Source organism: Janthinobacterium sp. GW821-FHT03C08 (genome assembly GCF_059420905.1).
The window spans coordinates 22,654-48,216 of the sequence record NZ_JBWKUP010000004.1 but is presented as its reverse complement, the minus strand read 5'-3'; the positions used below and the strand labels follow the sequence as shown (position 1 = coordinate 48,216).

At 61.7% G+C, this 25,563-nt stretch carries 29 protein-coding genes; 6 read left to right on the top strand and 23 right to left on the bottom strand.

Annotated elements, in window-relative coordinates:
• Nucleotides 1–112: 112 nt before the first annotated feature.
• From AC07VL_RS06495 to rpsO, 4 genes are all read right to left on the bottom strand, one after another.
• Nucleotides 113–412, bottom strand: coding sequence for a hypothetical protein (locus AC07VL_RS06495; protein ID WP_494805111.1), 300 nt, complete (start codon nucleotides 410–412; stop codon nucleotides 113–115).
• Nucleotides 413–420: 8 nt separating this feature from the next.
• Nucleotides 421–1,116, bottom strand: a complete 696-nt coding sequence (locus AC07VL_RS06490; protein ID WP_494805110.1) for a hypothetical protein — start codon at nucleotides 1,114–1,116, stop codon at nucleotides 421–423.
• A 214-nt stretch (nucleotides 1,117–1,330) separates the two neighbouring features.
• The gene (gene pnp / locus AC07VL_RS06485; protein ID WP_076567059.1) at nucleotides 1,331–3,448 is read right to left on the bottom strand and encodes a polyribonucleotide nucleotidyltransferase; all 2,118 of its coding nucleotides are present in this window, start codon (nucleotides 3,446–3,448) and stop codon (nucleotides 1,331–1,333) included.
• A 245-nt stretch (nucleotides 3,449–3,693) separates the two neighbouring features.
• Nucleotides 3,694–3,963, bottom strand: a complete 270-nt coding sequence (gene rpsO, locus AC07VL_RS06480) for a 30S ribosomal protein S15 (protein WP_010399743.1) — start codon at nucleotides 3,961–3,963, stop codon at nucleotides 3,694–3,696.
• Between the two features lie 184 nt (nucleotides 3,964–4,147).
• On the opposite strand from rpsO, the gene bamE reads away from it, so the two are divergent.
• Nucleotides 4,148–4,645: an outer membrane protein assembly factor BamE domain-containing protein gene (bamE, locus tag AC07VL_RS06475; protein WP_494805109.1), complete on the top strand. Its 498-nt coding sequence runs from the start codon at nucleotides 4,148–4,150 to the stop codon at nucleotides 4,643–4,645.
• Between the two features lie 142 nt (nucleotides 4,646–4,787).
• On the opposite strand, the gene AC07VL_RS06470 is transcribed toward bamE, so the two are convergent.
• The 9 genes from AC07VL_RS06470 to AC07VL_RS06430 all read right to left on the bottom strand — a co-directional run bounded on the left by AC07VL_RS06470 (nucleotide 4,788) and on the right by AC07VL_RS06430 (nucleotide 14,566).
• Nucleotides 4,788–6,332 carry a 2-isopropylmalate synthase gene (locus tag AC07VL_RS06470; protein ID WP_494805108.1) on the bottom strand — a complete coding sequence of 515 codons (1,545 nt, stop codon included), beginning with the start codon at nucleotides 6,330–6,332 and terminating at the stop codon, nucleotides 4,788–4,790.
• Nucleotides 6,333–6,379: 47 nt separating this feature from the next.
• Nucleotides 6,380–7,231, bottom strand: coding sequence for a CDP-diacylglycerol--serine O-phosphatidyltransferase (pssA, locus tag AC07VL_RS06465; protein ID WP_494805107.1), 852 nt, complete (start codon nucleotides 7,229–7,231; stop codon nucleotides 6,380–6,382).
• A 157-nt stretch (nucleotides 7,232–7,388) separates the two neighbouring features.
• Entirely contained in the window at nucleotides 7,389–8,144 is a 756-nt protein-coding gene (locus tag AC07VL_RS06460) for an SIMPL domain-containing protein (RefSeq protein WP_494805106.1), read from the bottom strand.
• Between the two features lie 160 nt (nucleotides 8,145–8,304).
• Complete coding sequence (locus AC07VL_RS06455; RefSeq protein WP_494805105.1) at nucleotides 8,305–9,060, bottom strand: SIMPL domain-containing protein; 756 nt, start codon at nucleotides 9,058–9,060, stop codon at nucleotides 8,305–8,307.
• Nucleotides 9,061–9,267: 207 nt separating this feature from the next.
• Complete coding sequence (locus AC07VL_RS06450) at nucleotides 9,268–10,494, bottom strand: MFS transporter (RefSeq protein ID WP_494805104.1); 1,227 nt, start codon at nucleotides 10,492–10,494, stop codon at nucleotides 9,268–9,270.
• Nucleotides 10,495–10,671: 177 nt separating this feature from the next.
• Nucleotides 10,672–11,082: a hypothetical protein gene (locus AC07VL_RS06445; protein WP_494805103.1), complete on the bottom strand. Its 411-nt coding sequence runs from the start codon at nucleotides 11,080–11,082 to the stop codon at nucleotides 10,672–10,674.
• Nucleotides 11,083–11,231: 149 nt separating this feature from the next.
• On the bottom strand, nucleotides 11,232–12,248 hold the full coding sequence (gene ilvC / locus AC07VL_RS06440; RefSeq protein WP_086136408.1) for a ketol-acid reductoisomerase: 1,017 nt from the start codon (nucleotides 12,246–12,248) through the stop codon (nucleotides 11,232–11,234).
• A 72-nt stretch (nucleotides 12,249–12,320) separates the two neighbouring features.
• The gene (ilvN, locus tag AC07VL_RS06435; RefSeq protein WP_010399754.1) at nucleotides 12,321–12,812 is read right to left on the bottom strand and encodes an acetolactate synthase small subunit; all 492 of its coding nucleotides are present in this window, start codon (nucleotides 12,810–12,812) and stop codon (nucleotides 12,321–12,323) included.
• Between the two features lie 2 nt (nucleotides 12,813–12,814).
• A complete protein-coding gene (locus tag AC07VL_RS06430; RefSeq protein WP_494805102.1) occupies nucleotides 12,815–14,566 on the bottom strand; it encodes an acetolactate synthase 3 catalytic subunit in 1,752 nt (583 codons plus the stop codon).
• A 496-nt stretch (nucleotides 14,567–15,062) separates the two neighbouring features.
• Here AC07VL_RS06430 and AC07VL_RS06425 point away from each other — a divergent pair, with 496 nt between their 5' ends.
• From AC07VL_RS06425 to AC07VL_RS06405, 5 genes are all read left to right on the top strand, one after another.
• A complete protein-coding gene (locus tag AC07VL_RS06425) occupies nucleotides 15,063–15,632 on the top strand; it encodes an RNA polymerase sigma factor (RefSeq protein WP_290605561.1) in 570 nt (189 codons plus the stop codon).
• A complete protein-coding gene (locus tag AC07VL_RS06420; protein WP_494805101.1) occupies nucleotides 15,629–16,033 on the top strand; it encodes a DUF3619 family protein in 405 nt (134 codons plus the stop codon). Before AC07VL_RS06425 ends, AC07VL_RS06420 begins: the two co-directional genes overlap by 4 nt.
• Nucleotides 16,034–16,035: 2 nt before the next feature.
• Nucleotides 16,036–16,815: a DUF3106 domain-containing protein gene (locus AC07VL_RS06415; protein WP_494805100.1), complete on the top strand. Its 780-nt coding sequence runs from the start codon at nucleotides 16,036–16,038 to the stop codon at nucleotides 16,813–16,815.
• Nucleotides 16,805–17,341 (top strand): RDD family protein, encoded by a 537-nt coding sequence (locus AC07VL_RS06410; RefSeq protein WP_494805099.1) that lies wholly within the window; start codon nucleotides 16,805–16,807, stop codon nucleotides 17,339–17,341. The genes AC07VL_RS06415 and AC07VL_RS06410 overlap by 11 nt, the downstream gene beginning before the upstream one ends.
• A gap of 63 nt (nucleotides 17,342–17,404) precedes the next feature.
• Complete coding sequence (locus AC07VL_RS06405; RefSeq protein WP_494805098.1) at nucleotides 17,405–17,827, top strand: group III truncated hemoglobin; 423 nt, start codon at nucleotides 17,405–17,407, stop codon at nucleotides 17,825–17,827.
• On the opposite strand, the gene AC07VL_RS06400 is transcribed toward AC07VL_RS06405, so the two are convergent.
• The 10 genes from AC07VL_RS06400 to iscR all read right to left on the bottom strand — a co-directional run bounded on the left by AC07VL_RS06400 (nucleotide 17,824) and on the right by iscR (nucleotide 25,452).
• Nucleotides 17,824–18,582 (bottom strand): rRNA pseudouridine synthase, encoded by a 759-nt coding sequence (locus AC07VL_RS06400; protein WP_494805097.1) that lies wholly within the window; start codon nucleotides 18,580–18,582, stop codon nucleotides 17,824–17,826. The genes AC07VL_RS06405 and AC07VL_RS06400 overlap by 4 nt on opposite strands.
• An 82-nt stretch (nucleotides 18,583–18,664) precedes the next feature.
• Nucleotides 18,665–19,582, bottom strand: coding sequence for a class I SAM-dependent methyltransferase (locus tag AC07VL_RS06395; RefSeq protein WP_494805096.1), 918 nt, complete (start codon nucleotides 19,580–19,582; stop codon nucleotides 18,665–18,667).
• Entirely contained in the window at nucleotides 19,569–19,763 is a 195-nt protein-coding gene (gene iscX / locus AC07VL_RS06390) for a Fe-S cluster assembly protein IscX (protein WP_071076333.1), read from the bottom strand. Before iscX ends, AC07VL_RS06395 begins: the two co-directional genes overlap by 14 nt.
• 13 nt (nucleotides 19,764–19,776) lie before the next feature.
• A complete protein-coding gene (gene fdx / locus AC07VL_RS06385; protein WP_034750070.1) occupies nucleotides 19,777–20,118 on the bottom strand; it encodes an ISC system 2Fe-2S type ferredoxin in 342 nt (113 codons plus the stop codon).
• A 71-nt stretch (nucleotides 20,119–20,189) separates the two neighbouring features.
• Nucleotides 20,190–22,070 carry a Fe-S protein assembly chaperone HscA gene (gene hscA, locus AC07VL_RS06380; protein WP_494805095.1) on the bottom strand — a complete coding sequence of 627 codons (1,881 nt, stop codon included), beginning with the start codon at nucleotides 22,068–22,070 and terminating at the stop codon, nucleotides 20,190–20,192.
• Nucleotides 22,071–22,158: 88 nt separating this feature from the next.
• The gene (gene hscB / locus AC07VL_RS06375) at nucleotides 22,159–22,674 is read right to left on the bottom strand and encodes a Fe-S protein assembly co-chaperone HscB (protein ID WP_494805094.1); all 516 of its coding nucleotides are present in this window, start codon (nucleotides 22,672–22,674) and stop codon (nucleotides 22,159–22,161) included.
• A 66-nt stretch (nucleotides 22,675–22,740) separates the two neighbouring features.
• On the bottom strand, nucleotides 22,741–23,061 hold the full coding sequence (gene iscA / locus AC07VL_RS06370; RefSeq protein ID WP_463449746.1) for an iron-sulfur cluster assembly protein IscA: 321 nt from the start codon (nucleotides 23,059–23,061) through the stop codon (nucleotides 22,741–22,743).
• A 52-nt stretch (nucleotides 23,062–23,113) separates the two neighbouring features.
• Nucleotides 23,114–23,503: a Fe-S cluster assembly scaffold IscU gene (gene iscU / locus AC07VL_RS06365; protein WP_076567031.1), complete on the bottom strand. Its 390-nt coding sequence runs from the start codon at nucleotides 23,501–23,503 to the stop codon at nucleotides 23,114–23,116.
• Between the two features lie 175 nt (nucleotides 23,504–23,678).
• Complete coding sequence (locus AC07VL_RS06360) at nucleotides 23,679–24,935, bottom strand: IscS subfamily cysteine desulfurase (RefSeq protein ID WP_076567030.1); 1,257 nt, start codon at nucleotides 24,933–24,935, stop codon at nucleotides 23,679–23,681.
• Nucleotides 24,936–24,975: 40 nt separating this feature from the next.
• Entirely contained in the window at nucleotides 24,976–25,452 is a 477-nt protein-coding gene (iscR, locus tag AC07VL_RS06355) for a Fe-S cluster assembly transcriptional regulator IscR (RefSeq protein WP_034779566.1), read from the bottom strand.
• Nucleotides 25,453–25,563 lie beyond the last annotated feature (111 nt).

Here is a 25,563-nt window from a genome sequence, read left to right as displayed (position 1 = left end):
TCCAATAAAAAAGAGAAAATCGGGAGGGATGCGCCATGGTCGATGAATAAGATTTTGTCGTCAAGCAATACCGACTATCAATTACCCAGAAACAACAATTGATACCATCTATCTATGCATCCTCGCCGCGCAGCTTGCGCAGGGCCGGCGCTGCGCCGCCCGTCGCCTCGATGCGAAAGCGTGCAAATGCCTGCTCGAGGTCGGCGTACCGGCGCAAGCCGCCTTCCGTGAAATAGCGCCCGCCGGGGATGTCGCCCCATGCCAGCGGCGTGGCCAGGGCGCCGCTGCCCGCCAGGGCCAGCAGGGGCTCGAGCGCGCTGCGCAAATCGGCTACGTCCGCGTCGGCGGGCGCCAGGCGCGCCAGCAGTTGCTGCAGTTCGGCAGTACAGGCTTGCAGGCGCGGCTGATCCATATTCCCTCCTAATTCTTGATGGTGCCCACCAGCACGGGCGCCGACCACAGGCTGCGGTTCGGCAGCAAATACTGCTGCGCCCCGCCACGGCGCCGCACCAGGCCGCCCAGCTCTTCCGTCGGCGCCACCTGGCTGACGAACACGGTGACGGTGCCCTTGGGCATGACTTGATACACATCATACAGCGGCGCCTCGCTCTTCAAGGGCAAGCCGAAACAGTCGGCCAGACTGGCGCACTGGCCCGCCACCTGCTGCAGCTGCGCGCTGGTGGTGAAATACGGCGAATACGGCGACACGCTCTGGCCGTGCGGCACGATTTTCACGAGCGCGGCCGACATGGCTTGCAGCTGCGGCAAGGTACTGCCGGAAGCGAGCTGTTCGACGGCCCGCGCATAGATGGTGTCGGCGGGCGCGGCCGGGTCGGCGGCGCGCAGTTCGCGCAGGAACTGCTGGCCCGCCGCGCTGTCGAGATAGGGGTCGATCGCTGCGCGCTGCAAACCCGCCGTCTTGAACGTGCTGAGGTCGTTGATTTCGCGCGCATGCACGGCGCGCAAGGCGTCGAGGTCTTGCGCCGGCATGGCCGTAGACGCGGCGGCGATGGGAATCGGCAGCGGCACCGGCGTGGGCACGTTGTCGGGCTGCGCCCGGGCACCGGGCGCGACGGCAAGCAGAAAGGCGGCGGCCAGCCCGCAGAATGTGCGCATGCTGCATCTCCTTGAAAGACTCGTCGGGGGAAGATCCCCTCCCGAATCTACAGAGCGTGGCAGCGGCCGATGCGAGCTGCATCAAGGCCGGCGCACCGGCCTGCCCGCGCTTCGATGCAGCGCAAACGCGGCGCATAAAAAAACCGCCAGGGCTTGCGCGCTGGCGGTTTTTGAGCATGCGGACCAAGCCGCACTCAGGCTGACTTAGATCAACTTAGGCGGCTGGCGCTTCGTTGCCTTCGGCAGCTTTCATCGACAGTTTCAGGCGGCCGCGGTCGTCCGTTTCCAGCACTTTGACGCGCACCAGCTGGCCTTCTTTCAGGTAGTCGGCCACGGCGTTGACGCGCTCGTTGGCGATCTGCGAGATGTGCAGCAAGCCGTCCTTGCCTGGCATGACTTGCACGATGGCGCCGAAGTCCAGCAGTTTCAGCACGGTGCCTTCGTAGGTCTTGCCCACTTCGACGGAAGCGGTCAGTTCTTCGATGCGGCGCTTGGCTTCCTGGCCGGCGGCAGCGTCGACGGAAGCGATGGTGACCACGCCTTCGTCGCTGATGTCGATCTGGGTGCCGGTCTCTTCGGTCAGCGCGCGGATCACGGCGCCGCCCTTGCCGATCACGTCACGGATTTTTTCCGGGTTGATCTTGATGGTGATCAGACGCGGTGCGAAATCGGACAGTTCGGTTTTGACGTGCGGCATGGCTTTTTGCATTTCGCCCAGGATGTGCTCGCGGCCTTCCTTGGCTTGCGCCAGTGCCACTTGCATGATTTCCTTGGTGATGCCCATGATCTTGATGTCCATCTGCAGCGCCGTGATACCGTTGCGGGTACCGGCTACCTTGAAGTCCATGTCGCCCAGGTGATCTTCGTCGCCCAGGATGTCGGACAGCACGGCAAACTTGCCGCCTTCCTTGATCAGGCCCATGGCGATACCGGCCACGTGCTCTTTCATCGGCACGCCGGCGTCCATCAGTGCCAGGCAGCCGCCGCAGACGGAAGCCATCGACGAGGAACCGTTCGATTCCGTGATTTCCGATACCAGGCGCACCGAGTAGCTGAACTCTTCAGCGGCTGGCAGGGCGGCGATCAGCGCGCGCTTGGCCAGGCGGCCATGGCCGATTTCGCGGCGCTTCGGCGTACCGACGCGGCCCGTTTCGCCCGTGGCGAACGGAGGCATGTTGTAATGCAGCATGAACGAATCGGTGAACTCGCCCATCAGCGCATCGATCTTCTGGCTGTCGCGGGCGGTGCCCAGGGTGGCGACGACCAGCGCCTGCGTTTCGCCGCGCGTGAACAGGGCCGAACCGTGGGTGCGTGGCAGCACGCTGGTGCGGATCGAGATCGGACGCACGGTGCGCGTGTCGCGGCCGTCGATGCGTGGCTCGCCGTCCAGGATCTGCGTACGCACGATCTTCGCTTCGATGTCGAACAGGATGTTGTTCACTTCCGCGCTGTCGATCGACGCGCCGCCGGCAGCTGCCGCTTCCGCCGTCAGGTCGGCGATCACTTCCGACGTTGCCGCCTTCAGCTTGGCCGTACGCTCTTGCTTGTCCTTGGTTTGATATGCATCATTGATCTTGGCGTTGGCGAAATGCGCGACGCGGGCGATCAGTGCTTCGTTCTTCGGCGCAGGCGCCCATTCCACTTCCGGCTTGCCGCCGTCACGCACCAGGTCGTGAATCGCGTCGATGACGACTTTCATCTGGTCGTGGCCGAAGACCACGGCGCCCAGCATGATTTCTTCGGACAGTTGCTGCGCTTCCGATTCGACCATCAGCACGGCCGTTTCCGTACCGGCGACCACCAGGTCCATTTGCGACGTTTTCAGTTGCTGGACGGTCGGGTTCAGGATGTACTGGCCGTTGGCGTAACCGACGCGCGCGGCGCCGATCGGGCCGTTGAAAGGCACGCCCGAAACGCACAGGGCGGCCGAGGCGCCGATCATGGCGGCGATGTCCGGATCGATTTCAGGGTTGACCGACAGCACGTGAATGATGACTTGCACTTCATTCAGGTAGCCTTCCGGGAACAGCGGACGGATAGGACGGTCGATCAGACGCGATGTCAGTGTTTCTTTTTCGGAAGGACGGCCTTCGCGCTTGAAAAAACCGCCCGGGATTTTACCGGCAGCATAGGTTTTCTCGACATAATCAACCGTCAAAGGGAAGAAATCCTGGCCTGGCTTGGCATCTTTGCGTGCCACCACCGTTGCCAGAACGACGGTATCTTCGATCGACACCAGCACTGCGCCGGATGCCTGACGTGCGATTTCGCCGGTTTCCAGGGTCACTTGATGTTGACCGTACTGGAAGGTTTTCGTAACTTTGTTAAACATGGGGTATCCCTTTTCTAATTGCCGACAGATTTTCAGGGGCTGTCGTTCACCTCACCACAGGCGGCGTAAAAATGCTGCCTTTACTTGTTACCACCTTTGCTACATTGCTTCTAAAACATGAAATCAGCAAGAGAATACATCACTTAGTACGTCACTTACCGACATAAATCCGGAATTCAAATGACAAAATGCCCGCGTCAGCGAACTGGCGCAGGCATTTCTGTATAAACCTTGTACGGCAAAAATTACTTGCGCAGACCAAGTTTAGCGATCAGGTCGCGATAACGGGTAGCGTCTTTAGCCTTCAGGTAGGACAACAGGCTCTTACGACGGTTGACCATCATGATCAGGCCGCGGCGGGAGTGGTGGTCTTTCGAGTGGGCTTTGAAGTGGCCGTTCAGTTCGTTGATGCGAGCCGTCAGCAGTGCAACTTGCACTTCAGGGGAGCCGGTGTCGTTTTGACCACGTGCGTTGTCCGCGATGATAGCGGCTTTGTTGATGTTTTCTACTGTCATGATAAACCTTTCACATGCGGTGCACAGAGTCTGAACCCTATCCACCGTGAACTACGATTATTAAAATACTGGCCGTGCTTCCAACCAGACGCGCAAGTATATCGGAAAAAAGCCCGCCTGTATCCTGCCGTGCGGGCTTTTCTCGGCGCATGATAGGATTTTCCTGCATTTCAGGAGGACAAACATGAAAAACATGCTCAAATTAGCAACACCACTGCTGCTGGCCCTGCTGGCCGGCTGCGCCAGCTGGAACGTCCCGCCGCCGCTGCCGGGCGAATCGCGCGCCGCCGTGGAAGCGCGCCTGGGCCGCCCGACGAATGTCTACCAGCTGCCCACGGGAACGGAACTGGAATACGCCACGGGGCCGTATGGCCAAGCCACCTACATGGCCCGCTTCGGCCCCGACGAGAAGTTAATTTCGTACGAGCAAGTGCTCGACGCGCCGGGCTTTGCCCGCATCAAGGTCGGCGTCTCGACGCAGCAGGACGTGCTGCACATCCTGGGCCGCCCGGCGGAAAAGTCCTACCTGTCCATCCCGAAACTATACGTCTGGTCCTACCGCTACAAGGAATCGGGCGTCTGGGATTCCATGATGCACGTGCATTTCGACCAGGACGGCATCGTGCGCATGATGATGAACGGCCCTGATCCGGCCAAGGAAGAGCGGCGCTTTTTCTGGTAAAACATTACCGGCGTAACGACGCCTGATAAAACCGTAGCGAGCGGAAGAGAGAGGTGGCTAAGAAGCGCAACCGTACTCTAGTACGGTGAGCATCGCAGGCCACCTATATCGACGCGCAGTAGGTTTAATCAGGCGTCCTTCACTAAGGTTGCGGGTCAATGCGCTCATCCTTCGCGTGCAGCTTGTTGAGCGCCGACAGATACGCCTTGGCCGAGGCGACGATGATGTCGGGGTCGGCGCCCACGCCGTTGACGATGCGCCCGTCGCGCGACAGGCGCATCGTCACTTCGCCCTGCGACTGCGTGCCCGTGCTGATGGCATTGACGGAGAACAAGACCAGCTCCGCGCCGCTGGCGGCCGCGCTTTCGATGGCGTTGACGGTGGCGTCGACGGGGCCGTCGCCCCGCCCTTCGCAGCTGCGCTGTTCGCCGCCGACGAGAAATTCCACGCGCGCATGGGGCACGGCGCCCGTCGTCGACTGCTGTGTCAGTGAAATGAAACGGTAGTGCTCACTCTCCTGCGCCTGCTGTTCCTCGCTGACGAGGGCCATGATGTCTTCGTCGAAAATCTCGGATTTGCGGTCGGCCAGCTCCTTGAAGCGGATGAAGGCGGCGTTCACTTCCGCCTCCGATTCCAGGGCGATGCCCAGCTCATGCAGGCGCTGCTTGAAGGCGTTGCGGCCCGAGAGTTTTCCCAGCACGATCTTGTTCGCCGTCCAGCCCACGTCTTCGGCGCGCATGATTTCATAGGTTTCCCGCGCTTTTAATATGCCGTCCTGGTGGATGCCGGACGCGTGCGCGAAGGCGTTCGCGCCCACCACCGCCTTGTTCGGCTGCACGGCAAAGCCCGTGATCTGCGACACCATCTTGGATGCCGCCACGATTTGCGTCGTATCGATGCCCACCGTCAGGTTGTAGTAGGCGGCGCGCGTGCGCAGGGCCATCACCACTTCTTCCAGCGCCGTGTTGCCGGCCCGCTCGCCCAGGCCATTGATGGTGCACTCGATCTGCCGCGCGCCGCCGATCATGGCGCCGGCCAGGGAATTGGCCACGGCCAGGCCGAGGTCGTTATGACAATGGACAGACCAGATGGCTTTATCCGCATTCGGGATGCGTTCGCGCAAGCGCTTGATGGTATTGCCGAAGATCTCGGGCACGGCATAGCCCACCGTGTCGGGGAAGTTGATGGTGGTGGCGCCCTCGGCGATCACGGCTTCGAGCACGCGGCAGAGGAAATCCTCGTCGGAGCGGCTGCCGTCTTCGGGGCTGAATTCGATGTCGTCCGTGAACTGGCGCGCGTAGCGCACGGCGTTCTGCGCCTGCAATAACACTTGCTCGGGCGTCATGCGCAGCTTCATCTGCATGTGCAGGGGCGAGGTGGCGATGAAGGTGTGGATGCGCTTGCGTTCGGCCGGCTGCAGGGCTTCGGCGGCGCGGGCGATGTCGCGGTCGTTGGCGCGCGACAGCGAGCAGACGGTCGATTCGCGCACGGCGCCGGCGATCGCCCGGATCGACTCGAAGTCGCCCTGCGAGGCGGCGGCGAAGCCCGCCTCGATCACGTCGACCTTCATGCGCTCGAGCTGCTTGGCGATGCGCAGCTTTTCCTCGCGCGTCATGGAAGCGCCCGGCGATTGCTCGCCGTCGCGCAGGGTGGTGTCAAAGATGATGAGCCGGTTGCTGTTTGTCATGGCTGCTCCTCGCTGGTGGGAAGAAGTGGCTACCGGCCCGGGGGGTGTCAGTGCTCCGGGTCCGTCTGGATGATGCTGACAGGCTTGCCCTTGGCCATGCGCCAGAAGAACACGGCATAGCCGGACAGGCCATAGGTCACAAAGATGGGGAACAGCACTTTCGGCGGGTCGATGGAAATGAGCGCAAAGAACAGTGCCAGCAGGAAGACGACGATGAAGGGCACGGACTTGCGGAAATTGACATCCTTGAAGCTGTAGAACGGCACGTTGGTGACCATGGTCAGGCCCGCGAACAGGGCGATCGTCCACGATACCCAGGCCAGCTGATTGCCGGCGAACTCGAGGTCGTTCATCAGCAGGATGAAGCCGGCCACCATGGCCGCCGCCGCCGGGCTGGGCAAGCCCTGGAAGAAGCGCTTGTCGACGACGGCGATGTTCGTGTTGAAGCGGGCCAGGCGCAGGGCGGCGCCGGCGCAGTAGACGAAGGCGGCCAGCCAGCCCAGTTTACCCATGCCGCGCAGCGACCATTCATAGATCACCAGCGCCGGCGCGGCGCCGAACGACACCATGTCGGACAGGCTGTCGTACTGGGCGCCGAATTCGCTCTGCGTATTCGTCAGGCGCGCGATGCGGCCGTCGAGGCCGTCGAGGATCATGGCGATGAAGATGGCCCAGGCCGCGTGTTCGAATTTCTGGTTCATGGCCATGACGATGGCGTAGAAGCCGCAGAACAGGGCAGCCGTCGTGAAGGCATTCGGCAACAGATAGATGCCGCGGCGGCGCAAGGTTTTCTTGCCAGTGCCATCGGCCACCGGCTGGCGCACGAATTTGCTGAAGCGGGACGCTTTGGATGCTGCGGGGGTGCCGTTCTTGCCTCTACGACGGGGGAAGTTTGCCATGTTGTTCCATATCTTGTGTACTGCGGGGGATTCGGTGCCAGGTGGCGCGCGCATGGCCATTACACCATGCGCGCGCCGATCTTGCCATTATAGAGGAGCCACCGCCAAAGAAAAGTGCGATGGAGCAAGCTTGGCAACGTTGAGGCCATTCACATGGTCACTTGAACTTGATTTTTGCCACCAACCCCATGTTCAGGGTGGTTTCGCCCGGCTCGAAGCTCGGTTCGGCCACCTGGCTGCCACCATAACCCGCCGCATCGGCGCTCATGTTGCGCGCGCCGGTCACGTTGACGCGCTGCGCATAGTTGCCCGACCCTTCGAAATCGATGGTGTCGATCACGGCATCATTGACGCTACGGCCCATGGCGCCGGCGATGGCGGCCACGCGCTCGTTGAGATTTTTGTACGCGGCGGCGATGCGCTGGTCGTCGAGCTTGCGGATGGTGGCGGGCGCCAGGCCGAAGTTCAGGCGGTTCAGGGTCAGCACGCCTTGCGCCGCCGATACCGTTTTCGGCAAGGCGGCCAGGTTGCTCGTCGTCACCTGCAAATACTGCCCTACGCGCCAGCCCGTCGGCACGCGCGGCTTGGCGACGCTGCCTGGCGGCAAGGGTGCCGTTTCCGGGTACACGGCATACGTGTAGTAGCCCTGGGTTTTGAGCACGGCTTGCGGGTCGGCCTTCTTGACGATGGCCACGCCCTGGTTCATCTTCTGGTTCACGCGCGAGGCGGCGGCGGCCTTGTCCTTGTCCTGCTCTTCGATGGCCAGGGTGACGGTCACCTGGTCGTTCGCATGCACCACTTCGCCGTTCGCCGGCACCACCACGAGGGTGCCGGAAGTCGGCAGGCTTTGCGCCTGGGCGGACAGGGCAACGGTCGCGACGGCGGCGGCCAGCATCGATTTCATGACGGTCATTCATTTCTCCTAGGGAATTTATACGCGGCGCATGGCGCAGGACTGCGCCATGGCTTTTTACTAAGATATTCTAGCGCGGAAAAGATTGCCGTGTCGCAAGGATCACGGCTCCGCGCTGCCGCGGCCGCATGGAGCGGCACGCGGGGAGGTCATACGGGCATTACTTGAATTTCACCTTGCCGACGACACGCATGTCGAGCGTCGTTTCGCCCGGTTCGAAGCTCGGTTCGGCGACGGCGCTGTCCTCGGACATCTTGGCGCTGCGCATCATCATGGGGGCGGCGGCAGGACGGCTTTCGTTGGCATAGTTGCCCGAACCTTCGAAGTCCACCGTATCGAGCACGGCGTCCGAAACGTTGCGGCCCATGGCCTTGGCGATGGCGGCCACGCGCTCATTGAGGTTTTTATACGTGGCGGCGATGCGCTCATCGTCGAGCTTGCGGATGGTTTCCGGCTTCAGGCCGAAGTTCAAGCCGTTCAGGGTCAGCACGCCTTGCGCAGCGGACACGGTTTTCGGCAGGGACGCCAGGTTGGCCGTCGTCACTTCCAGGTACTGGCCCACGCGCCAGGCCGTCGGCAGGCGTGGCTTGGCCACGGCGCCGGCCGGCAGCGGACGCTCTTCCGGGTACACGGGATAGGTGTAGTAGCCATACGATTTCAGTGCGGCATTCGGGTCAGCCTGCTTGACGATGGCGATGCCCTTGTTCATCTTCTGGTTGACTCTCGACGCGGCGGCAGCCTTGTCCTTGTCCTGTTCTTCGACGGCCAGGGTAGCGACGACCTGGTCATTGACATGCTTGACTTCGCCAAACGCGGGAACGACCACCAGCGTGCCGGAAGTCGGCAAGGTTTGAGCTTGTGCGCTCAGGGCAACGGTGGCTGCGGCGGCAACAAGGACGGATTTCATCACGGTCATGGGGGTACTCCTAGGTGGTTAATATGGCTGACAGCCCGCGCAAGGGACGCTTTTGCCATCCCTTTCGCTTGAGAAACTTGTCAAACTGTGTAGATTCTAACGCCTCACAAATTCCCGTGGCGCAAATTAACAAATCGTCACAAAATGCGCCAGCCAGTCACATCTGCTCACATTTTCATAACAATGTTATTTTATATAACATTGATATCAATGTCCCGCTACCACGCCGCCACTGCGGCGGCCCGGCTTGAAACTGTGGCGATGGGCGCGCCAGGCGATGCACAAGGCCACCAGCAGCAGGGCCAGCATGGCCCACGGAAACGCGGCCGCACCATAGCCATCGAGCAGCATGCCGCCGGCCAGGCCGCCGCCCGCGATGGCCACATTCCAGATGGTCGCCACCATGGCCTGCGCCACGTCCATGCCGTCGCCGGCCGCGTCCGCCGACGCCGTCTGCAACAAGGTGCCGGCGCCGCCAAAGGTGACGCCCCAGATGGCCATGCTGATGTAAATCACGGCGGGCGATTCCATGGCCAGCCCCAGCGCCACCGCCACGAAGGCAAAGGCGGCGATGCAGCCCAGCACGAGCTTGCGCAGCCAGCGGTCGATCAGCTGGCTGACCAGCCAGATGCCGGCCAGCGAGCCGACGCCATACACGAGCAGCACGAGGTCGACGCGGGGACGCAGGCCGGACGGCGCCAGGAAAGGCGCGATGTACGTATATAAAATATTATGCGCCAGCATCCAGGCCACGATGACCGCCAGGATGGGCCGCACGCCGGGCGTCATGAACACCTGGCGAATCGACAGGCGCTCGCCCTGCTTTTGCCCCGGATAATCGGGCACGGCCAGCAGCACCCACGCGACCAGCACCACGGCCAGGCCGGACAGGATGCCGAAGATGCTGCGCCAGCCCAGCATGCCGCCCATCAGGGTGCCCAGCGGCACGCCCAGCGACAGGGCCAGCGGCGTGCCGATCATGGCAATGGCCATCGCCCTGCCCTGCTGCTCGACGGACACCATGCGGCGCGCATAGCCGGCCATCAGCCCCCAGGCCAGCCCGGCCGCCATGCCCGTCACGAAGCGCGCCACCAGGGCGACGAGGTAGTTGGGTGCCAGCGCCGTCGCCGTATTGAAGATCAGGAAAGCGACGATGGCCAGCAACAGGACATTGCGCCGGCGCCAGGTGCTGGTGAGCGCCGTCAGGGGAATGGCCGTCAGGATCGAGCCGATGGCGTAGACGGTCACCAGCTGGCCCGTCATGACTTCGGAAATATTCAGGTCGCGGGCAATCTGCGGCAGCAAGCCAGCCGGCAAGGTTTCCGACAGGAGGGCAAGAAACGCCGTCATGGCCAGGGCCAGCAAGGCCAGGACGGGAATGGAAGATGCTGCAGCGCCCGGCATGGGCACTGCGGTGGTAGTGCGGTCAGTCATAGGGGTCCTTCAGGTGGCGCAGGCGGCTAAATAACCAGCGCCTGGCGTGCTACGAAAGCGGTGATGCGCGTTGCGGTCGGCAGATACCGAAACAGATGCAGTCCAGAGGAAACTGCAAAGGAAGGGCGGAATTGTAAAGCAAACGCAGCAACAGCGTGCGTACGAAAACAACCGTGCTCAAGCTGGCGTCATGCAGGCATCGTTGGCCGCCTTGCGCGGCGAAAACCAGGCATTCGCTTTCGGGCTGTACAGGAAGGCGCAGAGGACGGCGAACATGAGCGCGCCAGGCAAGACGTCCATCTTCAACGGCAAGGTCGCCAGGCAGAATGCAATGTCGATCACGCCCCACACCAGATACACGGTGCGCGCGCCACGCTGCCTTTGCAGCATGGCCACCGCTGCCACCAGGGAAATACCCATGCTGACGAGCATCATCGCGCATTGCGCCCCGGCGGGAATCGCACCGTGCGCCATCCCGGCCAGCATAGCGGGATCGTCACGGCCGAGGAAGGCCGACACCAGCGCGGACAGTGAACTGAGGATCAGAAACCAGCAGCTGAGGGCAACCGGGACGGGACGCTTGAGCACATGAAGATTGCCGACAAAAACTTTAGAAAAAACAAGTATGGTGCGGACGGTATGGTTGAATGGGCCTGATTGTAACGGATGTCGGCGGCCAAACGCCCGCGCAAAAAAAAGCCGGCTTGCGCCGGCTTCCTATGAAGAACGATAACGGCTTAGTTCTTCGACTGGTCGACCATCTTGTTCTTGGCGATCCAAGGCATCATGGCGCGCAGTTTCGCGCCCACTTCTTCGATCTGGTGCTCGGCCGTCAGGCGGCGGCGCGAGATCAGGGTCGGTGCGCCTGCCTTGTTTTCCAGGATGAAGCTCTTCGCGTATTCGCCCGTCTGGATGTCTTTCAGGCATTGACGCATCGCATCCTTGGTGGCCGAGGTCACGACTTTAGGACCGGTCACGTATTCGCCGTACTCGGCGTTGTTCGAGATCGAGTAGTTCATGTTGGCGATGCCGCCTTCATAGATCAGGTCGACGATCAGCTTCAGTTCGTGCAAGCACTCGAAGTAGGCCATTTCAGGCGCGTAGCCCGCTTCCGTCAGGGTTTCGAAGCCGGCCTTGATCAGTTCCACGGCGCCGCCGCACAGCACGGCTTGTTCGCCGAACAAGTCCGTTTCGGTTTCTTCACGGAAATTCGTTTCGATGATGCCGGCACGGCCGCCGCCGTTGGCCGAGGCGTACGACAGGGCGATATCGCGGGCGATGCCCGATTTGTCCTGGTACACGGCGATCAGGTGGGGCACGCCGCCGCCCTGGGTGTAGGTGGCGCGCACGGTGTGGCCCGGCGCTTTCGGCGCGACCATGATCACGTCCAGGTCGGCGCGCGGCACGACTTGGCCGTAATGCACGTTGAAGCCGTGGGCGAAGGCCAGTACGGCGCCCTGCTTGGCGAACGGCGCGATGTTTTCGTTGTAGACCTGGGCGATGTTTTCATCTGGCAGCAAGATCATGATGACGTCGGCCGCTTTCACGGCGTCGTTCACTTCCGCTACTTTCAGGCCCGCTTGCTCGACCTTGGTCCACGAAGCGCCGCCCTTGCGCAGGCCGACGGTGACGTTGACGCCCGAATCGTTCAGGTTTTGCGCGTGCGCATGGCCTTGCGAACCGTAGCCGATGATGGCGACGTTTTTGCCCTTGATCAAGGAGAGGTCAGCGTCTTTGTCGTAAAAAACTTTCATGGTATTTCCTATCATTTGATGATGCGTTGTATGGGGGTGCGGCCGTGGCCGCGTACTGCTGTTCTTATACTTTTATACTTTGAGGATGCGTTCGCCGCGGCCGATGCCGGAACCGCCCGTGCGGACGGTTTCCAGGATGGCGGCGCGGTCGATCGAATCGATGAACGCGTCGAGCTTGACCTTGTTACCGGTCAGTTCGATCGTGTACGTCTTTTCGGTGACATCGATGATGCGGCCACGGAAGATATCGGCGGTGCGCTTCATTTCCTCGCGCTCCTTGCCCACGGCACGAACCTTGATCAGCATCAACTCGCGTTCGATATGCTGGCCTTCGGTCAGGTCCACCACCTTCACCACCTCGATGAGGCGGTTGAGGTGCTTGGTAATCTGCTCGATGATGTCGTCCGAGCCGCTGGTGACGATGGTCATGCGCGACAGGGTCGAGTCTTCCGTCGGCGCCACGGTCAGTGTTTCAATGTTGTAGCCGCGTGCCGAGAACAGGCCCACCACGCGCGACAGGGCGCCCGCTTCATTTTCCAGCAAGACAGAAATAATATGGCGCATGATCAGAGGTCCTCCGAGCCGAGCATCATTTCGGACAGGCCCTTGCCGGCTTTCACCATTGGCCACACGTTTTCGGACTGGTCGGTAATGAAGTTCATGAATACCAGCCTGTCTTTCATGCCAAACGCCTCTTTCAGGGCGCCGTCGACGTCGCCCGGTTTTTCAATTTTCATACCCACGTGGCCATACGCTTCGGCCAGCTTCTCGAAGTCGGGCAGCGAATCCATGTACGACTCGGAATAGCGCGAACCGTAGTCGATCTCCTGCCACTGGCGCACCATGCCGAGGAAACGGTTGTTGAGCATGATGATCTTCGGCGTCAGGTGATACTGCTTGCACGTGGCGAGTTCCTGGATGCACATCTGGATCGAACCTTCGCCGGTAATACAAGCGACGGTGGCGTCCGGATTAGCCATCTGCACGCCCATGGCGTAGGGCAAGCCGACACCCATGGTGCCCAGGCCACCGGAATTGATCCAGCGGCGAGGCTTGTCGAAACCGTAATATTGCGCGGCCCACATCTGGTGCTGGCCCACGTCGGACGTGATGAAGGCATCGCCCTTGGTGATCTGGAACACTTTTTCCACCACCGCTTGCGGCTTGATGACGAGGTCGGACGTTGGATACTTCAGGCATTCGCGGCCACGCCATTCGGCGATCTGCTTCCACCAGTTGCTCAAGGCATTGACGTTCGGCTTGGCTTCGGCCGCGTCCAGTTGCGCGAGGAACTCGATCAGCACGTCCTTGACGTTGCCGACGATGGGAATATCGACCTTGACGCGCTTGGAAATCGACGAGGGGTCGATGTCCACGTGGATGATCTTGCGCGGATGCGAGGCGAAATGTTTCGGGTTGCCGATCACGCGGTCATCGAAACGGGCGCCGATGGCGATCAGCACGTCGCAATTTTGCATCGCCATGTTCGCTTCATAGGTGCCGTGCATGCCGGGCATGCCGACATACTGCTCGCTCGAGGCGCGGTAGCCGCCCAGGCCCATCAAGGTGTTGGTGCACGGGAAACCCAGGCGGTCGACCAGCTTGTTCAGCTCGGGAGCCGCATGCGCCAGGATGACGCCGCCGCCCGTGTAGATCATCGGGCGTTCGGCTTGCAGCAGCAACTGCACGGCCTTGCGGATCTGGCCCGAGTGGCCCTTGTCGACGGGACGGTAGGAACGCATCTCGACTTCCTTCGGATAGTCGAAATGGCATTTGTGCATGCTGATATCCTTGGGGATATCCACCAGCACGGGTCCCGGACGGCCGGTGCGGGCGATGAAGAAGGCTTTCTTGATCGTCGCTGCCAGGTCCTTGACGTCCTTGACGAGGAAGTTGTGCTTGACGACGGGGCGCGTGATGCCGACCGTGTCGCATTCCTGGAACGCATCCTGCCCGATGGCGTGGCTCGGCACCTGGCCGGAGATCACCACCATGGGAATCGAGTCCATGTAGGCGGTCGACAGGCCCGTGACGGCATTCGTGACGCCCGGACCGGACGTGACGATGGCGACGCCGACCTTGTTCGAGCTGCGCGAATAGGCATCGGCGGCGTGGATCGCGGCCTGCTCGTGGCGTACGAGGATATGCTGGAATTTGTTTTGCTGGAAGATGGCGTCGTAGATGTAGAGTACGGCTCCGCCCGGGTATCCAAAGACGTGCTCGACGCCCTCTTCAGCCAGACAGCGCACGACAATTTCTGCGCCCGTGATCGGTCCTGTTGCGGAACCTGTTGCAGGTCCCCTTGCTTCGGTATTCATGAAACATTCCTTTCAAGGTCCATTGGAGATTGATCGGATGTTCTTTCCTGACGAAGTTCGCTGTGCGCGACAGTGCTCCTGCTTCCCTTTTCATGCGGTCACGGCATTTCTTTGGGCACCCATAGATACCTTACAAAACAACGCTTAACGCAACTCGTTTGGCCGGAGTTTCTGTGGCGCCTGGACGAACCGCTCGCGCTTGTGGCGCGGGTTAGAACAAACTGCCTACAAATGAAAGCGCGTCTTGCCGCGGGATGGCGTTGTGTGCCGGTCGCGACCTGACCATAGGGCTTTGGGGTGTTCAAAGCGTCCCATACGTTATCGCGTCGCACCATTATGGTCAAGGAAAATGTCAATCAAAAGCCTTTTTTGCTCACACGCGGTGCAAAAACCATGCGGAAACGCACATTTTTTGCTAGCATGCTCAGGGTTGCAAAAAGCATACCCGCCCCATTTCGCCCACCGCACCCGCAGCCGCTAGATCACCCCATACCGCATGGCAACAGACAAAGAATTATCCGACTTTCTAGAAAATGTCGAGCGGCGCGCTTTCAAGCAAGCCGCCTACGCGGTCCGCAAGGATGAATCGGCGCTCGACATCGTGCAGGATGCGATGATCAAGCTGGCCGAGAAATACGGCGACAAGCCGGCCGCCGAACTGCCGATGCTGTTCCAGCGCATCTTGCAGAACACCATACTCGACTATTTCCGCCGTGAAAAAGTCCGCAATACCTGGGTCAGCCTGTTTTCCGGCATGAAACCCGCGGGCGACGAGCATGAAGATTTTGAATTACTTGACACTTATGAATCGGAACAGGGCAGCAGCGCCGCAGAATCTTCGGCCGATCAGGTCGAACGCGCGCAAATCCTTGATTTGATTGATGAAGAGGTACAAAAACTGCCGGCGCGTCAACGCGAAGCCTTCCTCATGCGTTATTGGCAGGACATGGATGTGGCTGAAACAGCGGAGGCGATGGGTTGCTCCGAAGGTAGCGTGAAAACACATTGCTCCAGAGCTACCCACACGCTCGCCGAATCGCTGAAAGCCAAGGGAATAAAATTATGAATACCGACGATCTCAATTTCGCTTACAAAGTGCGCCATGCACTGAACGAAAAACTCGACGACCTGCCCGCCTCGGCCACCGAGCGCCTGGCAGCGGCACGCAAGCTGGCCCTGTCGCGCAAGAAGGCCGATGCGCCCGTCGCCGTGGCCGCGCGCGAAAACGTCTTCGCCGGCATGGCCAGCCAGTTCTTCTCCCAGCCGGTGTCGTGGCTGGGCCGCATGAGCGTGATCATCCCGCTGCTGCTGCTGGTCGGCGGCATGGTGGGCATCTATCAGTTTGAGCAGGAACAACATATTGCCGAACTGGCAGAAATCGACGCTGCCGTGCTGTCGGACGAATTGCCGCTGTCAGCCTATATGGACCATGGCTTCAACGCCTACCTGACGAAACGCGAGCAATAAGCATGGCGCGCATCAGCAAACGCACTGGCTGGCTTGCCGCCGGCATCGGCCTGGGCGCCTGCGCCCTGGCCGGCGCCGCCTGGATGGGCGAACATGCCGTTCCCGCCGCCCCGCCCGTGGCGGCGGCGCCCGCAGCCGTGGCAGCACCGGCCCCGGCCGCCAAGCCCGGTTCGCCCCGCACGGCGGGCAAGGGCGGCATGCCGCCCAAGGCCAGCGACAACCCGTCGTGGAACAAACTGTCGCGCGCGCAGCAGGCAGCCCTGCAGCCGCTGGCGGGCGAATGGAACAAGCTCGAACCCCTGCGCAAGCAGAAATGGCTCGATATCGCCAACCGCTTTGCCTCCATGACGCCGGACGAGCAGACCCGCGTGCACGAACGCATGCGCGAGTGGATCAAGCTGACGCCGGAGCAACGCCGCCTCGTGCGCGAAAACTATGCGCGCACGAAGAAGATTGATCCAGGTCAAAAAACATTGCAGTGGGAGCAGTACCAGCAGTTGCCGGAAGATCAAAAGAAAAAACTCGCGACGGAACTGGTGCCGAAAAAACCACTGGAGAAAGTGCCCGCGATCAATTCCAACACGAGCAAGCCGGCCGTGACCATGGCCCCCGCCATGCCCGTCGCCGCCACGCCGCCTGCCGCCGTGGCTGCGCCTGCCCTGGCACCCGCACCGGCAGCGGCGGCGCCTGCCCCGGCCGATGCCGCCGTGGCTGCGCCACCCGCCGCCGTGCCCGTCACGCCGCCCACCACGCCTGCCCCACTGCCCGCCAATGCCAAATAGCACGCCTGCCGCCAGCACCACCTCCCTCCCCACGATCAAGCGCCGCCTGATTTCCATGGTGTACGAGTCACTGCTGGCCCTGGCCGTGCTGTTCCTGCCCTTCCTCGTCTTCGAACTGATCGTGCAGGGCGCGCATACGCCGCTGACGGAGCACCTGCGCCAGTGCCTGGCCTTCCTCGTCATGGGCGCGTATTTCATCCACCAGTGGAACCGCGAAGGACAGACCCTGGCCATGAAGACGTGGCGCCTGAAAGTGGTGCTGCCGGGCCACGCCCACGTGCCCCTGCGCGTGGCCGCCTGCCGCTACATCCTGGCCTGGATGTGGCTGCTGCCGGCCCTGCTGGTGGCCTATGCCTTCGACTTGCAGCACTGGACGGCCCTGGGCGCCATCGGCGCGGGCATCCTGGCCTGGTCGGCCACGGCCCTGTTCACGGGCAACGGCCAGTTCCTGCACGACAAGCTGCTGGGCACGCAGATCGTGCAACTGCCGGCACCGGCGAAGAAAGCAAAGAAAGTCGCCGCCTGAGTTTTCCGGCGGCTTGACCTGCGTCATTGAAGCGCCGCAGGGGGTCTGCGATCATGGCACGCCATGAACACTCCCCCACCCCACATCCATATCGTCAAGTCCCGCGCCGAAGTCTGCAGCGAGGACGAAGTCCGGCAGCTCGTGCATACCTTTTATGCGGCCGCGCGCGAGGACGCCATGCTCGGCCCCGTCTTTGCCGCCGAGGTCGAGAACTGGGACGCCCACCTGGCCACCCTCGTCGATTTCTGGTCAGGCTTGCTGCGCGGCACCATGCGCTACCACGGCAAGCCCCTGGCCCAGCACGCGCAGATGGCAAACCTCACGCCCTGCCTGTTCCGCCGCTGGCTGACCCTGTTCTTCGCCACGACCGAGAGCATGGGCAATGCTGCCCTGCAAGAGAAGGCCGATACCATCGCCTTGAATATTGCCGAACGGCTATGGAAAAGCTTTGCGGAAAGCCACGCCATCACGGCGCCGCAGATTTAGAAGCGCTCGTAGCCCTGCAGGTAACGCCATTGCCCCACGGGCATGGCGCCCATCGGGATGCGGCCGATGCGCAGGCGCTTCATGCTCACCACGTCCAGGCCCACCATCTTGCACATGTGGGCGATCTGGCCCGGCTGCACGTTCTTCAGGGCAAAGCGCAAGCGCGTCTCGTTCTGCCAGCTGACCTTGATCGGCGGCAAAGGCTTGCCGTTGAAGGGCAAGCCGTGATTCAGCAGCGCCAGGCCGTTTTCCACGATGTCGCCCGCCACTTCGACGATGAATTCCTGCTCCACCGTTTTCGCTTCGTCGACCAGCTTGCGGGCGACGCGGAAATCCTGCGTGAACACGAGCAGGCCGGAAGCCATGGTTTCCAGCGGATTGGTGATGGTCAAGCCGATCAGGTGACGTTTCAGGAAGCGCGTGACGGAACTGGGCGCCACGTTCTCCGGCGTGAAGATCTCTTCGGGACGCAAACAGCTCAATGCCGGCTTGCCTTCGCTGCCGATACCGCCATTGATGCCGGCCGGCTTGTGCAGCAAAATCGTCACGGGCGGCATTTCGTCCAGGGTGGCATTCGGCAGCAGCACCACTTCCTGGTTGTCGGCCACGCGCGCGCCCGACTCTTCCACCAGCACGCCATCGACCGTCACCCAGCCGCCCTCGATATACAGCTCGGCCTCGCGGCGCGAACAGGGCACGTCTTCGGACAGGCGCTTGGCCAGGCGGACGGTGGGCATTTCGTGTGGTGTGGTCATGGGGAGGCGCAAAAAGCAAGAGGAGGAGAAAGCCGGTATTGTAACCGACCCGCTCCTCCCCTCGTTTGGCAATGCGGAAGTCTTACGCGCCGGCCTTGGCCAGTTCCTCCGCAAAGAAACGGTGCCCCATCTCTTCCAGGCCCAGGGTCTGCAGCACTTCCTGCAGGCGCTCGGTCGGGCGCTGGCGCGGCAGGTTTTTATAACTGGCGATGATCAGTTCATTCTTCATCGAATGCTCCCAGCCCACCAGTTCCGTCACGCTGACCTGGTAGCCATGCGCTTCCAGCTGCAGACAGCGCAGCACGTTGGTGATCTGGCTGCCGAACTCGCGCGTGTGCAGCGGGTGGCGCCACAATTCCGTCAAGACACTCTTGCCCAGGCTCTTGCCCTTGTTCTTCTTCAATACGGAAGCGACTTCCGCCTGGCAACATGGCACCAGCACCGTGAACTTCGCCTTTTTCTTCAGGGCGAAGTGAATCGCATCGTCGGTGGCCGTGTTGCACGCGTGCAAGGCCGTGACGATGTCGATCTGCTGCGGCAGCAAGTTTGATTCCGTCGATTCGGCCACGGACAGCGGTAAAAACGACATGCCGGGGAACTTGAATTTCTTCGCCAGCTCCTGCGAGCGCTGCACCAGCTCTTCGCGCGTCTCGATGCCGTAGATGTGCGAACCGTCGTTGCCGTTCTTGAAGAACAGGTCGTACAGGATGAAGCCCAGATACGACTTGCCGGCGCCGTGGTCGACCAGCGACACGCCGGGATGGTCCAGCTGCACTTCGCGCAGCAGCGGCTCGATGAACTGCGTGAGGTGGTACACCTGCTTGAGCTTGCGGCGGCTGTCCTGGTTCATCTTGCCGTCGCGCGTCAGGATGTGCAATTCCTGCAGCAAGGCGACCGACTGGCCATCCTTGATCTCGGGCATGTTGCTGGCGGCCGTGATGACGTCTTTCGGCGCAACGGCTGCGGTGGCGGCGGCTGCCGCGCCCTTAGCGCGCTTCATCGATCCACGCCATCTGTATCGCCTCGAGCACTTTTTCGCCGCCGCGCGTGTGGTCATCGTCGAAGCCGTCCAGCTCCACCACCCAGTTATGCAGGTCGGTGAAACGCACGGTCAGGGGATCGATGTCCGGATGCGCGTCATACAGCGCTTCGGCGATCGCGTGTATGTCGGACCATTTCATCTTAGTTGCCATATTAATGACTGCCTTCGCTGACCTGGTTGATCGTGTATTTCGGGATTTCGACGACGAGGTCGGCCTCGGCCACGATGGACTGGCACGACAGGCGCGACACGGCTTCCAGGCCCCAGGCCTTGTCCAGCATGTCTTCTTCCAGTTCCGTCGCTTCGTTCAGCGATTCGATGCCTTCGCGCACCAGCACGTGGCAGGTGGTGCAGGCGCACGATTTTTCGCAGGCGTGCTCGATGTCGATGTCGTTTTCCAGCAGGATGTCGCAGATGGACTTGCCGGCAGGGGCTTCGATGACGGCGCCGTCCGGGCAAAGCTTGGCGTGCGGCAGGATAACGATTTGTGGCATGGTTTCTTCTTTCAGTCTGTCATTCGGAGCGCGGCCGCGGCGAGTGCCTGCGGCGCGCATGTCAATTATCTTTAAACCACTTGATCCAGCGTTTTGCCGGTCAGCGCCGTGCGCACGCTGCGGTCCATGCGGCGCGAGGCGAAATCCTCGGTGCCGTCGGCCAGCAGCTCGATCGCCAGCTTCAATGCCTGGTGGTCGATGGCGCCGCTTTGCGATTGCGCAATAGCGTCGCGCACCTTCTGCATCAAGCCATCCACGGCTGCGCGCTCGGCATCGTCCAGCAGGGCGCCGTCCTCGTCCAGCGCCGACTGCGTGGCCAGCAGGATGCGTTCCGCTTCCACCTGCTCTTCGCGCAGCGCGCGCGCCACCATGTCGGTGTCGGCCGAGGTGTACGAATCCTGCAGCATGCGGGCGATATCGTCGTCGCCCAGGCCATAGGCGGGCTTGACGCTGATCGACGCTTCCACGCCCGAGCGCAATTCGCGCGCCGAGACGGACAGCAAGCCGTCCGCATCGACCTGATAGGTGATGCGGATGCGCGCGGCGCCCGCCACCATCGGCGGAATGCCGCGCAGCTCGAAGCGCGCCAGCGAACGGCAATCGCTGACCAGTTCGCGCTCGCCCTGCAGCACGTGCACGGCCAGGGCCGTCTGGCCATCCTTGAATGTCGTGAATTCCTGCGCGCGGGCGCAAGGGATCGTCGAATTGCGGGGGATGATCTTTTCCACCAGGCCACCCATGGTTTCGATACCGAGGGACAGCGGAATCACGTCCAGCAGCAGCCAGTCGTCGCCGGCGGCGCGATTGCCAGCGAGCAAGTTCGCCTGGATGGCCGCGCCCAGCGCCACGACCTTGTCCGGGTCGATGTTCGCGTGCGGCGTCGTGTGGAAGAATTCGCTCACGGCGCGCTGCACGTGCGGCATGCGCGTGGCACCGCCCACCATCACCACGCCATCGACGTCGTCCGCATCCACGTTCGCGTCGCGCAGGGCTTTCTTGATGGCGTTCATGGTCTTGACCACCAGGTGCTGCGTCATGGCGGTAAAATCGGCCGCCGTGATGCGCAGGTGAATTTCCTCGCCCGAGTTCAGCTTGGCGTCGATCGTCGTTTCCGACTTGGTCGACAGCAATTCCTTGATTTCGCGCGCCTTCACCATCAGGATGGCCGTGTCTTCGTCGGACAGGGGCGCCAGCTTGGCGTGCTCGCTGATCCAGCAGAACAGGCGGCGGTCGAAATCGTCGCCGCCCAGGGCCGAGTCGCCGCCCGTGGACAGCACTTCGAACACGCCCTTGCTCAGCTTCAGGATCGAGATGTCGAAGGTGCCGCCGCCCAGGTCGTACACGGCGTACACGCCTTCGGACGCGTTATCGAGGCCGTAGGCGATGGCGGCGGCCGTCGGCTCGCTCAGCAAACGCAAGACATTGATGCCGGCCAATTGCGCCGCATCTTTCGTCGCCTGGCGCTGGGCATCGTCGAAATACGCTGGTACAGTAATCACGGCGCCCACCAGGTCGTCGCCCAGCGAGTCTTCCGCGCGCTGGCGCAAGGTGGCGAGGATTTGCGCCGACACTTCGACGGGGCTTTTCACGCCGGCCACGGTTTTCAGCTGCACCATGCCGGGCGTGTCCTGGAAGTCGTAGGGCAGGTTTTCCGCGTAGGCGATGTCGGCCAGGCCGCGGCCCATGAAGCGCTTCACGGAAACGATGGTGTTCTTCGGGTCGGTGGTCTGTGCGGCCAGGGCCTTGTAGCCAATGTTCGCATGGCCGTTCGGCAGGTAGCGCACGACGGACGGCAGCAGCGAGCGCCCGTCTTCGTCGTTGAGCACTTCGGGAATGCTGTTGCGGACGGTCGCGACCAGGGAATTGGTGGTGCCAAGGTCGATGCCGACGGCCAGGCGGTGCTGGTGCGGCGCGGTCGACATGCCTGGTTCGGAAATTTGCAGAAGTGCCATTGTATTCGTGCCTCGATTAATTTATTGCGTGATGCAGCTGATGCCTGTCGCGCATTATAAGACGCGCGCCGGACTGGCGCTTGCTCAGTCAGGCTTCCAGGGCCTCGTATGCAAAACGCACTTCCTCGCCGAATTTGTCGAGGAACATCAGGGCGCGCACGCTTTGCGCGGCATTTGCATAGTCGCCTGCGTCGAGCTGGGCCGCCACCTGGGCCAGCAGGGCCTTGCGTTCGCCGCGCAGCTGGCGGTCCAGGGCGTCGAGCGCGTCGGCATCCTTGCCCGCGCGCGCATCGCCCAGCTCCTCGCGCCATTCCATCTGCTGCATCAGGAAGCTGACGGGCATGGCCGTGTTCGACTCCGTCTGCAGGTCGACGCCATTGAGTTCGCACAGGTATTGCGCGCGCTTTTGCGGGCTTTTCAGGGTCTGGTAGGCTTCATTGGCGCGCGTGGCCCATTGCATCGCCACGCGCTTTTCGGCGCTGCTGGCGTTGATGAAGCGGTCGGGATGGACCTTGCCCTGTACGTCGCGGTAGGCCGCGTCGAGCGCGCTCATGTCGAGCGTGAACTGGGCCGGCAACTGGAAGAGTTCGAAGTGGTTTTGCATAATGGTCGGTGGTCGCTGTACCGCAATCGATGGGTACAGCGCACCGACCGGGGTCTTGCCAGCTGTTTAAATCCTGAAGGACTCGCCGCAGCCGCAGGCGTCTTTTTCATTCGGATTGTGGAACTTGAAGCCTTCATTCAAGCCTTCGCGCGCGAAATCGAGTTCCGTGCCGTCGATGTAAGGCAGGCTTTTCGGGTCGACGAAGACCTTCACGCCGTGCGACTCAAAAACGCTGTCTTCGGCCGCCACTTCATCGACATACTCGAGCTTGTAGGCCAGGCCCGAGCAGCCCGTGGTGCGCACGCCGAAGCGCAGGCCCACGCCCTTGCCGCGCCGTTCGATATAACGGTTGATGTGCTTCGCCGCTTTTTCGGTCAGTGTGATCATGTATTTCTCCGCAACTGCCCCGGCCTTGCCGGCCGGGGCGGGCTGCCAACGTTTAAGCTGCTACTGGATGGCGGGTCTGGTAATCCAGAACGGCTGCCTTGATGGCGTCTTCCGCCAGGATGGAGCAGTGGATCTTCACTGGCGGCAGCGCCAGTTCTTCGGCGATCTGCGTGTTCTTGATGGCCAGCGCCTGGTCCAGGGTCTTGCCCTTGACCCATTCCGTCACCAGCGAGCTCGAGGCGATGGCCGAACCGCAGCCATAGGTCTTGAATTTCGCATCTTCGATCAGGCCATCGGCGCCGACCTTGATCTGCAGTTTCATCACGTCGCCGCAGGCGGGCGCGCCCACCATGCCGGTGCCGATGGTTTCATCACCCTTGTCGAAAGCGCCCACGTTGCGCGGGTTTTCGTAGTGATCGAGTACTTTGTCCGAGTAAGCCATTTTGATGCTCCTTAAATATTCTTGCCGGCCCCGTTCACGAGGCAAATTTATCTTCAAGTGCCTGGAAAACCGTAGCGAGCGGCAGTGAGTTGTGGCCGAGAAGCGGAACTGTGCTGTAGCACAGTGAGCATCGCAGGCCGCAAATCGCGACGCGCAGTAGGTTTAACAGGTGCTTTTAGTGGGCTGCCCATTGGATCGAATTAATATCGATACCCTCCTTGAACATGTCCCACAGCGGCGACAGTTCGCGCAATTTGTGTACTTTCGATTTCAGCAGGTTGACGGCGAAGTCGATGTCTTCCTCGGTCGAGAAGCGGCCGATGGTGAAGCGGATCGAGCTGTGCGCCAGTTCGTCGCTGCGGCCCAGGGCGCGCAGCACGTACGATGGCTCCAGGCTGGCCGAGGTGCAGGCCGAACCGGACGACACGGCGATATCCTTGATCGCCATGATCAGCGACTCGCCTTCGACGTAGTTGAAGCTGACGTTCAGGTTGTGCGGCACGCGGTGGTCCATGTCGCCGTTGATGTAGACTTCTTCGATCTCCTGCAGGCCCTTGGCCAGGCGGTCGCGCAAGGCCTGGATGCGGCCGATTTCGCTGTCCATTTCTTCCTTGGCGATGCGGAAGCTCTCGCCCATGCCCACGATCTGGTGCGTCGGCAGGGTGCCCGAGCGCAGGCCGCGCTCGTGGCCGCCACCGTGCATTTGCGCTTCCAGGCGCACGCGCGGCTTGCGGCAGACGTACAGGGCGCCCACGCCTTTCGGACCGTAGGTTTTGTGCGCCGTGAAGGTCATCAGGTCGACCTTGGTCTTTTGCAGGTCGATGACGACCTTGCCCGTCGCCTGTGCCGCGTCGCAATGGAAGATGATGCCTTTCGAGCGGCAGAACGCGCCGATCTCGTCGATTGGCTGGATCACGCCGATTTCGTTGTTCACCAGCATGACCGACACGAGGATGGTGTCCGGGCGCACGGCCGCGGCCAACTGCTCGACGGTGATCAGGCCGTTGTCCTGCGGTTCCAGGTAGGTCGCTTCGAAGCCGATGCGTTCCAGTTCGCGCACCGTGTCGAGCACCGATTTATGCTCGGTCTTGACGGTGATGATGTGCTTGCCCTTGGTCTTGTAGAACTGCGCCGCGCCCTTGATGGCCAGGTTGTTGCTTTCCGTCGCACCGGAAGTCCAGATGATTTCGCGCGGATCGGCGTTCACCAGGGCCGCCACGTGGCCGCGTGCCTCTTCCACGGCTTTTTCCGCCGTCCAGCCATACATGTGGCTGCGCGATGCCGGATTGCCGAACTGCTCGCGCAGGTAGGGAATCATCTTGTCGGCGACGCGGGGATCGATCGGCGTGGTGGCCGAGTAATCCATGTAGATCGGGAAATGCGGTGCGGTTTCAAAGTGCACTTGGCCTACGTTTTTTTCTGGGGCGTTCATCAATAACTCCTGCAATCAGCAACTTGGTATTTTGTTATGTTCAACCGAGGGCGGCGTGGTTACGGTGCATCACCATCACGCTTTGTTCGGCAATCTTTTGTCTCTGCTGGTCGACCAGGTCCTGCAGGGACACAGAATCCAGATAATCGACCATTTTTTCGTTGAGCGTGGACCACAATTCATGCGTCATGCAGCGCGCCCCCGTGGCCGCGTCGGCGCCGTGGCAATGTTCCTTGCCGCCGCACTGCGTCGCGTCCAGCGGCTCGTCGACGGCGATGATGATGTCGGCCACCGTCACCTTGTCGGCGCGGCGCGCCAGGCTGTAGCCGCCGCCCGGGCCGCGGATCGATTCGACGATCTCATGGCGGCGCAGCTTGCCGAACAGCTGCTCCAGGTAGGACAGGGAAATCGACTGGCGCTGGCTGATGCCGGACAAGGTGACCGGTCCCTTGCCCTGGCGCAGGGCAAGATCGATCATCGCAGTCACGGCAAAACGGCCTTTTGTAGTCAGACGCATACATCCTCGGTCAACTGTTCAATAACTGGTTTAAAATATTGCGGCTTTTCAACTTCTCAAACCCCGAGTAGTTGAATGATTTAGTCAAGTATAACAAATTCGGCGGGGTTT